The organism is Porphyrobacter sp. TH134 (assembly GCF_002855495.1).
Classification (GTDB): Bacteria; Pseudomonadota; Alphaproteobacteria; order Sphingomonadales; family Sphingomonadaceae; genus Erythrobacter.
The window spans coordinates 1-2,477 of sequence record NZ_PKRO01000087.1; the positions used below are offsets into that span (position 1 = coordinate 1).

3 protein-coding genes are annotated in these 2,477 nt (G+C 63.6%); all 3 read left to right on the top strand.

Annotated features, from left to right (window positions below):
* Positions 1–172 precede the first annotated feature (172 nt).
* The 3 genes from C0V72_RS15950 to arsH are packed head-to-tail and all read left to right on the top strand — an operon-like array spanning position 173 to position 2,093.
* Positions 173–679: an arsenate reductase ArsC gene (locus C0V72_RS15950; RefSeq protein WP_101795111.1), complete on the top strand. Its 507-nt coding sequence runs from the start codon at positions 173–175 to the stop codon at positions 677–679.
* Positions 676–1,296 (top strand): aquaporin, encoded by a 621-nt coding sequence (locus tag C0V72_RS15955; protein WP_101795112.1) that lies wholly within the window; start codon positions 676–678, stop codon positions 1,294–1,296. The genes C0V72_RS15950 and C0V72_RS15955 overlap by 4 nt, the downstream gene beginning before the upstream one ends.
* 44 nt (positions 1,297–1,340) lie before the next feature.
* Positions 1,341–2,093, top strand: a complete 753-nt coding sequence (gene arsH, locus C0V72_RS15960; RefSeq protein WP_101795113.1) for an arsenical resistance protein ArsH — start codon at positions 1,341–1,343, stop codon at positions 2,091–2,093.
* Positions 2,094–2,477 lie beyond the last annotated feature (384 nt).

Genomic DNA, 2,477 nt, shown 5'->3' on the forward strand with positions numbered 1-2,477 from the left:
GCCGGCTTCTGATCCCTTGCATCAAAAGACACCCCCCTGTCCTCACTCGATGTCCCAGAAAAATCAAACTGGCCCGGCTTTCGCAACAGGTCTATTGCTGTCAGGGTGCGCCGGAAATGTGCGGCGACCTGATGGCAGGATTGACCTGCGAACCGCTTGGCCTTGGCCTGCAATGAGCGGCACGCCCCTCACCGTGCTGGTGCTGTGCACCGGCAATTCCGCCCGCTCGATCCTCGGCGAGGCGCTGTTTAACCGACTGGGAGAGGGCCGCGTCAGGGCCTTCAGCGCGGGCAGCAAGCCAAAGGGTGTGCCCCATCCCGGCGCGCTGCGGCTCCTCGCGCGGCGCGGGATCGACACCTTTGCCTTCCGCTCGAAAAGCTGGAATGAATTCACCGCCCCCGGCGCGCCCGCGATCGATCTGGCGATTACCGTGTGCGGCAATGCGGCGGGTGAGGCCTGCCCGGTGTTCCTCGGTAGCCCGCTGAAAGCGCATTGGGGCCTGCCCGATCCCGCCGATGCAAGCGGCACCGAAGCCGAGGTGGACGCGGCCTTTGAGCGAACGTGGCGCCTGCTGGAAATGCGGGTGCGGGCGCTGCTGGCGACACCGTTCGAAGCCATGGAGCGCCGGGACGTAACCGAACTTCTGACCCGGATCGGCGCGATGGAGGGCGCGGCGTGAACCGCGATTTCTGGGCGGAGGGGAACGGCAGCTTCTTCCTGTTCTGCACCGTGATCGGTTCGGGAATCATGGCCGAGCAGCTTGCCGGGGGGAACGTCGCCCTTGCCCTGCTGGCCAACTCTGTCGCCACCGGGGCCATGCTTTTCGTGCTGATCGGCATGTTCGGGCCGCTGTCGGGCGCGCATTTCGATCCGGCAGTGACGGTGGTGTTCCGCCTGCGCGGCGATCTCACCTCGGCCAAGGCGCTGCGGCTGATCGCAGGGCAGCTTGCGGGCGGATTTGCAGGCGTGATGGCGGCACACCCGATGTTCGCCCGCCCGATCCTTGCGCTATCGGACAAGGCACGCACCGGCACCGGGCAATGGGCGGGTGAGTTTATCGCCACCTTCGGGCTGGTCTTCGTGATCCTCGGAACGATCCGCCAGCGGCCCGAAGCGGTCCCGGCCAGCGTCGCGCTCAACTTCGTTGCGGCCTATTGGTTCACCTCCTCGACCAGCTTCGCCAATGCGGCGATCACCTTCGCCCGCGCGCTGGCCGACAGCTTTGCCGGGATTGCCCCGGCCAATGTCCTGGCTTTCGTCCTTGCCCAGCTATGCGGCGCGCTTGCCCTGTGGTGAGCGGGGCTGGCGATTTTTCCCAATTCCATGACCGAGGCCGCCACATGACTGAATACACCCGCCTGCGCCCGCTACCCGATCCAGCGCATCTGCCTGTGCTGAAGTCCGACTATGTGCTCCAGCGCCCCGCGCTCGGCCTTGGCCCGCTGGACCCGCCGGTGCGGGTGCTGCTGCTTTATGGCTCGTTGCGTGAACGCTCCTTTTCCCGCCTCGCGGTCGAGGAAGCGGCGCGGCTGTTGCAATTCTTCGGCTGCGAGACGCGCATTTTCGATCCCTCGGACCTGCCGCTGCCCGATCAGGTGCCCTGCGACGATCACCCTGCCGTGCATGAGCTGCGCGAACATTCGCTGTGGTCCGAAGCGCAGGTGTGGTGCAGCCCGGAGCGCCACGGCACGATCACCGGGATCATGAAAGCGCAGATTGACCACCTGCCGCTCGCCTACAAGGGCCTGCGCCCCACCCAAGGCCGCACGCTGGCGGTGATGCAGGTCAATGCGGGGTCGCAGAGCTTCAATACCGTCAACACGCTGCGCATCCTTGGGCGCTGGATGCGGATGTTCACCATCCCCAACCAGTCTTCGGTGGCCAAGGCTTACGATGAATTCGACGCGGCCGGGCGGATGAAGCCGTCCGCCTATTACGACCGGATCGTCGACGTGATGGAGGAGCTGGTGCGCTTCACCGTGCTGCTGCGCCCCCATGGCGACACTCTGGTCAATCGCTATTCCGAACGGGTGGAGCGGGATCAGCCCATCACAACGTTGGCGGACCAGGCGGGGATTACCGCAGGCCGGTAAGCGGACAGGCACCTATCCACTCATGACCCGCCATGAGCGGGGCCAATGCTCGATCGCCGAAGCTGTATGGCGGCTATCCCAGGCTCGCGAAAAATTGCTGCCGTTCAGCAAACGACCCCGTCATTGCCGCAGCAAGGCTGACGAGCTGTTATCAGCGCAGTTTCGGATTTTTTAATGTAACTATCAGTATTCCAATAATTCCCAAACCAACCAGTATCAAAGCTAAATCCTTATAATCGCCATTGTATAGCAATTGCCAGAAGAGAAAAATCCCCGCGAGGATCGAATTGAGAACGGCGGTGCAAAATTAGACCACGGTAGCGGCGACGAAGTGTTGCTGCGGGCGGCGTAAAAGTCGTCCACTTTGCCCTTTTGCGGGAGCGG